Below are 5,524 nucleotides of genomic sequence, written 5' to 3' on the forward strand. Positions count from 1 at the left end.
CCTCGGCCGATCATGTTCAAGCTGGCGATCTGCTCGGCCAGCGCGCCGACCGGAAGATCGGCGGCCAGTCGCTCCAGCGCCTGCTGGAATTCCTCATAGGATGCCGACGCGGCGGCGGCTGCCTGGATGGCTTCGACGATCGGGCCCATGTCGGGCTGCCAGTCGTCGAGTGCCGCGGCGACCAGCCGGTCGATATCGTCCTGCTCGGGATCGTCGGCGGCCAGGCGCGCCGGGCCGCAGCTCGGACAGACGCGCGGATCGAGGCGCCAGGCCGAAGCCTTCTCGACCGGGACCTGCGGCGGCGGCTTCGGCGCGGGGCCTCCGGCTGCCGGCACCTTGAGCAGCTTGACCGGGCTGCCGCCCTCCCTGGTCGCTGGCTCCTTCAGGCCGATGACGTCGTAGACCTGCGACTGCTCGACCTCCAGGCCGCGATCGACGAGCTGGGCGACGGCGTTCGCCCAGACCTGCAGATCCTTGCGCTCCGGGATCGGAAAATGGACCTTGGGGTAGCGCTTCTGCGGGCCGAAATTCGCATCCACCGTCGTGCGGATCATCTGCTCCATCAAGGTGAGCGAGAGGTCGCGCGCGTCCGCCTTCTTGATATCGACGCGGACCCGGTCGAGCACCTCCTCGCCGGCCTTGGACGAGCCGGCGCCGTCTCCCGGCTTGCCGATGACCGCCTTCGAGACCTGCTCGTCGATGAAACGCACATTCGACTCGAAAGGCTTGTCGGAGAAACCCTTCGCCTCGACGAACTCGATCTCCATGCCCTGCGGGACGATCGCGGCTGCATCCCGGCCGAGATCGCGGACCGCCGCGAGCAGGACCTTGCGATCGTCGGCGGAGGAGCTCGGCCCGTATTTACCGAGCCGAAGCGGCATTCCGTAGATTTCCAGGAAGGTGGCCCAATCCTTCAAGCTGAAGCTCTTGAGCATGAAGCTCCAGGCGCCGACGCGCGCTAGCCCGTTGCGCGCGGGCAGCCCCATCTTCAGGAGCGGGACATGCACGAGATACTTCAGCGGTTCGAGCGCGACCCCGTCATCGACGCCCTGGACCCGCAGGCGCAGCTCCTTCCGGGTCGCCCGGTCCCATTGGAACAGGCGCGGATCGCGCCAGACGAAGCGCTTGGGGATCCAGGCGGAACCGACCTCCCAGACGACTTCGACGACGGAATAGCCTTTCGACAGGCCGTCGACGAGAAAGTCCGGCAGCGTCTGGAAGGCCGGCGTCTCGACGATCTCGTCGCGCAGGAAATCGGCGATCTCGACATCGCGCCGCGCCTCCGAGGCCGGATCGACCTGGACGTTGAGTGAGGTCACCGCGTTGCGCCGGGTCTCGATCACATAGCGGTAATGCGGCTCGCGCTCCTCGATCTCCTCGGCGAGGGTGAGAAAGTCATGCATCTCGCCGCGGCCGGACTCCCGCAGGGTGCGCGCCAGGCGCGCCGGGTGCAGGAAGGACGCGACGACGGCGTCGAAGGGATGCTCGATCCCCGTGACGCTCGGGACAGCGCGTTCCTCGGTCAGAACGCTACTCGAGACCGGGACGCCGAACTGGTCGAGAAGCTGGAACTTCGCCATCGTTACCTCACCACAGGCCGTCGCTGCGATCCGAGATCAGCTCGTCCGAAGCCTGGAAGGGAGGAGGCCCGGCGCCATGCGCGGCCCGGGCCGTGCCGGCGCTCTCATAGCCGTAGGCTTCGAAGGTCATCCGGGTCGCGGAATAGGCGAGCGCCAGGCCGACCGCGAAGTCGCCGTGGCGCTTCTCGCCGATCGCCGAGGTGGTGCGCAGCGACGGGATCTGCGCGACGCCGCGGATGATCTTGACCAGGCGCAGGTCGCCGACATGGTCGGCATCGGCCGGCAGGCTGATATTGTCCTGCTCGAAGGCGTCCTTCAGCGGCGGCATTTCGGTTCGGTACCATTCCGTCGAGAGCTTCACCTCGACGAAGGACCGACCGAATTTGAGCATGGCGCTTTCGGCCATCTGCGCGCCGAGGCCGGTCGCGTCGGTGCAGCCGCCGAGAAGGCGCGGCAGCCGCTTGAGCATGGCGTTGCGGATCTGCTCCTGGTGCACGAACGGCACGCGGTGGAGCTCGACGACGAAAGGCACGATGCGGCGCAGCGAGCGGCCGATCTGGATGGGGACCATGACCGAGGCGTCGCGATGGCGGGCGACGTCGTGCCCGAAGGCGCTCATCAGCGCCGGGTCGATGGTCTCGTCCATGACCGGCAGCAGCACATCGTCGATCCAGGCCTGGATCTCGGCGTCGCGGAACGCCTCCGGCCGGAACACGAACTCGGCCGGCAGCGACAGGCGCAGGACGCGCGACGACGTCCCGGGCGGCGGCTGCACCATCCGCGCCTCGATCAGCTGCGTGGTCAGCCAGGCACCCGAGCCCTGGCTCGGAATGCAGTAGAGCTCCTCATCGGCGCCGTCGCCGTATTTGCCGATCAGCTCCTCGCGCCAGTCGGCTTCTTTCTCCGCCGTCCACTCGCCGTGCTTGTGCCGATTGACCATGGCGATGCGCTCGAACAGGCCGTCGCGCAGCGCATCGTCGAGGTCGAAACGGACCAGGCCGTATTTGAGACGGCCGGCGCGGATGTCGTTGATCAGCCCGTTGAACGCGTTGTCGGTGCCGTTGTGGGTCGAGATGATCAGCACCTTGCCGCCCCAGATCAAGAAGGCCATGGCCGCCTTGATCAGTTCGGAGAGATTGTCGACGAAGGCGGCCTCGTCGAGGATGGCGAAGCCTTGGCGGCCGCGGAGCGAGCGCGGCCTCGATGACAGCGCCACGATCGAGAAGCCGGACGCGAAGTCGATCTTCAGCGCCTTGACGCCGTTTTCCGACCCGTCGTCGAAGATGGTCTCGCCGATCTCGCTGGCGACGTGCTCGAACATGCGCGCGAACTCGGCCGCCGCGTCGATGAACTCCTTCGCCATGTCATGGGAGGTGCCCATGTACAGCGTGTCCATGCCGCCGTCCTCGCGGGCGGATGCGGTGCGCAACACGGCATCGGCGGCGGCGCCCCAAGTCGCGCCGGTACGGCGGGATTTCTCGACGACGACGACATCGTATTGCTCGCAGGCGATCGCGATCGCGCGCTGGTAGCCGAGCAGAGGCGCAGATTTGCGCCAGTCGGCATCGGTCGCGCGGCCCTGCTCGGTGCGGATCGCGATCCACTGATCCCGGCTCGGACGCGCCTGCGCATCAGAGGCTTGACCGGCCAGCATCGCCCCGGCGGCCGCCACGGCGATCACGCCCTTGCGAATGACTTCGCCGGCGCGCTTGAGGATGTCGGCGTCAGCCATCAGACTGTCCGAAGAGCATCGAGCGGAAGGCTTGCTTGAGCTCGGGCGTCAGCGCCTTCTTTCCTGCGACCTTGACCACTGCTGCCTCGGCGGCTGCCTGAGCCTTGCTATGGAGCTTGTCGCGACGGGCCGACGACATGGCCTGGCCCTTCACCGTGTCGTGGAAAGCGCGAGCGAGTTCCATCGCCATCTTGGGCGTGCGTTCGGAGGCATCGGCCTGGGTGAGCTCGAAAACGAGCATCTTGATGAATTCGCCGAGGACGATGTTGTTGTCGTCGACCTTTTCCGGCGTGAACTGGTCGGCGATGCCAGTGAAGATGTGCCGGGCTTCGTCGAGGCGGATCTGCACGGCGCGCAGCTTCACCGCCTTGCGGTTGAAGGCGGAGGACGAGATCGGATCGACGCCTTTGGTCACCAGTCGGTCGTTGAGCTCGAAAAGGATGTCCGCCTGGGTGCGCTGGCGCTGGTTGAGCTCGCCGATCGCCCAGACGATATCGTCCTGGGCATCCTCCGGGACGAGGTCGAGCGAGGAGAGCCGGTTGCGGATGCCGGCCATGGTCACCCCCCGCGGCTCGGCCGCTTGACGCCTTCGATCACGACGCGACGCTGGACATGGTCGCTGCCCTTGGCGGTCAGGGCCGCGACCCGGACCGAGCCGGCATTGATCACTAGGACCGCGCCCATCTCCTGCAGCCAGTTGAGCTCGTCATGCACCCAGTCGCGCGACTTGGTGATGCCGAACTGCTCCAGCGTGACGCGCAGGAGCTCGCTGTTGAGCCGGCCGTCCGGCTGCTCGTCGAGCGCGCGCAGGATCGTCAGCCGCGCTTCCTGCCGAATGAGGAGATCCATGCTCATCGCCGATTCGCCTGCTCAAGGAGGAATTCCTGCAACCGCTCGGAGATCGCGGCGACCGGCTTGAGCTGCTCGCCCATGGCGCGCATCTCGCCCTTCAGCTCGGCCAAGGAGAGCTGGATAGTGTGTACCGAGCCGCGATCCGGCAGATGGCGGAATTCGTTTTCCAGAGCCGCGACACGGTCTTCGACCTTGTCGATCTTCTCGACCGACCGGACGAACTTCGCGTCGAGCGACGAGATGGCCCGCTCATGATCCGTGCGGGTCACGAACTTCGTGGCGATCGCGAGCACGGCGAGCTGGCTGATCAGCACCAAAGCGGAGCCATAGTTCTGCATGAAGGCGACGACGTCGGTCACGGCAAGGCTACTCCATCGATGGCCGCGACGGCGGCCGCACGGCGGGCCTCGCAGATCCTCAGGCCGGCGCGATCGCGGCCCCAGCTGGCCGTGACCTCGGCCGCGGTCAGGTCGCGGGCCGGCAGGCGCACGGGATCGGCGCAGGGCTGGCGCGACGCGGCGGGCAGCTCCGGCCGGAGAAACTCGACCTTCACGGTCGGCTTATCGGGCGCCGTCGAGCAGGCGGACGCGATCGCGCTCCAGCCCGCAACGGTCGCCACCAGCAAGGGCCGCATTGGCCGCCTCCATCGCATTCAATTCGGTTTGAAGCCGGCGGGCGTCGCCGGCCGCCCTGGCCTCGATCGCCGCGACCGCCTGCGCCTGCTCGGCCCTGGCGCGCTCGGCCAGGGCGTTCGCGGCGGCGATCTCTGCCCGCCAATGGGCGTCGCGCTCGGCCCGCGCGCTGGCCGCGGCCTGCGCCTGCAGCCGCTCGATCACGGCCACGCCGCGCCAGAAGCCGAGGCCGGCGAGCGCGAGCAGCGCCAGGGCGGCGCCGACGCCGGCGAGCGGCTTCGAATTGCGCAGGGCCCAGGCGGCCAGCATCAGAGCCCCTCGCGACAGAGGGCGCGCTCGGCCTGGCGCCGGCGGGTGAGGCCGGGGAAGACGATGCCGCCGGCCTTGTTCCACTTGAGGAGGGCATCGCAGGCGGCCGCGGGCTGGCCGGCATTGAGCAGGCGGGCGACACTCGATTTGCAATAGGCGCCGGTGCCGACATTGTAGGCGAAGGACACCATGGCGACCTGGCGCTTCTCAGGCATCGGCGCGGTCGTGCAGGCGAGCACGCCCCGCTCGAACTCCTGCAGCCCCTTGAGCAGCATGGCGTCGCATTCGGCCTTCGTGTGCCGATCGCCCAGCTTCACGCCGCGCGTCTCGCCATAGCAGACGGTCGCGACGCCGACGACGTCAGGATAGGCAGCGAGGCGCAGGCCCTCGAAGCCGCCGACGATCGAGACGGCGAGCGC

At 68.0% G+C, this 5,524-nt stretch carries 8 protein-coding genes; all 8 read right to left on the reverse strand.

The annotated features are described in order from the left end of the window. The coding region (locus tag BMZ69_RS30715; protein ID WP_092163810.1) for a phage portal protein family protein at positions 1–1,580 on the reverse strand (1,580 nt) is incomplete at its 3' end. Between the two features lie 7 nt (positions 1,581–1,587). Then, positions 1,588–3,312, reverse strand: a complete 1,725-nt coding sequence (locus BMZ69_RS30720) for a hypothetical protein (protein ID WP_092163811.1) — start codon at positions 3,310–3,312, stop codon at positions 1,588–1,590. Next, positions 3,305–3,868: a phage protein Gp27 family protein gene (locus BMZ69_RS30725; protein ID WP_092163812.1), complete on the reverse strand. Its 564-nt coding sequence runs from the start codon at positions 3,866–3,868 to the stop codon at positions 3,305–3,307. Before BMZ69_RS30725 ends, BMZ69_RS30720 begins: the two co-directional genes overlap by 8 nt. A 2-nt stretch (positions 3,869–3,870) precedes the next feature. Further along, on the reverse strand, positions 3,871–4,161 hold the full coding sequence (locus tag BMZ69_RS30730; protein WP_244543630.1) for a VpaChn25_0724 family phage protein: 291 nt from the start codon (positions 4,159–4,161) through the stop codon (positions 3,871–3,873). 2 nt (positions 4,162–4,163) lie between these two features. Further along, the gene (locus BMZ69_RS30735) at positions 4,164–4,523 is read right to left on the reverse strand and encodes a DUF2730 family protein (protein ID WP_092163814.1); all 360 of its coding nucleotides are present in this window, start codon (positions 4,521–4,523) and stop codon (positions 4,164–4,166) included. Further along, positions 4,520–4,717 (reverse strand): hypothetical protein, encoded by a 198-nt coding sequence (locus BMZ69_RS30740; protein WP_092163815.1) that lies wholly within the window; start codon positions 4,715–4,717, stop codon positions 4,520–4,522. The genes BMZ69_RS30735 and BMZ69_RS30740 overlap by 4 nt, the downstream gene beginning before the upstream one ends. Positions 4,718–4,724: 7 nt before the next feature. Next, positions 4,725–5,105, reverse strand: a complete 381-nt coding sequence (locus BMZ69_RS30745; protein ID WP_092163816.1) for a hypothetical protein — start codon at positions 5,103–5,105, stop codon at positions 4,725–4,727. Then, positions 5,105–5,524: lysozyme (locus BMZ69_RS30750; protein ID WP_092163817.1), on the reverse strand; the 420-nt coding region annotated here is incomplete at its 5' end. The genes BMZ69_RS30750 and BMZ69_RS30745, both read right to left, overlap by 1 nt.

It is taken from the genome of Allobosea sp. CRIB-10, from assembly GCF_900112185.1.
Classification (GTDB): Bacteria; Pseudomonadota; Alphaproteobacteria; order Rhizobiales; family Beijerinckiaceae; genus Allobosea.

Excerpts from the sequence above, each read along its gene's own strand:
- BMZ69_RS30720 (WP_092163811.1), bottom strand. The coding sequence starts at position 3,312 with ATGGCTGACGCCGACATCCTCAAGCGCGCCGGCGAAGTCATTCGCAAG.
- BMZ69_RS30730 (WP_244543630.1), bottom strand. The coding sequence starts at position 4,161 with ATGGATCTCCTCATTCGGCAGGAAGCGCGGCTGACGATCCTGCGCGCG.
- BMZ69_RS30745 (WP_092163816.1), bottom strand. The coding sequence starts at position 5,105 with ATGCTGGCCGCCTGGGCCCTGCGCAATTCGAAGCCGCTCGCCGGCGTC.
- BMZ69_RS30725 (WP_092163812.1), bottom strand. The coding sequence starts at position 3,868 with ATGGCCGGCATCCGCAACCGGCTCTCCTCGCTCGACCTCGTCCCGGAG.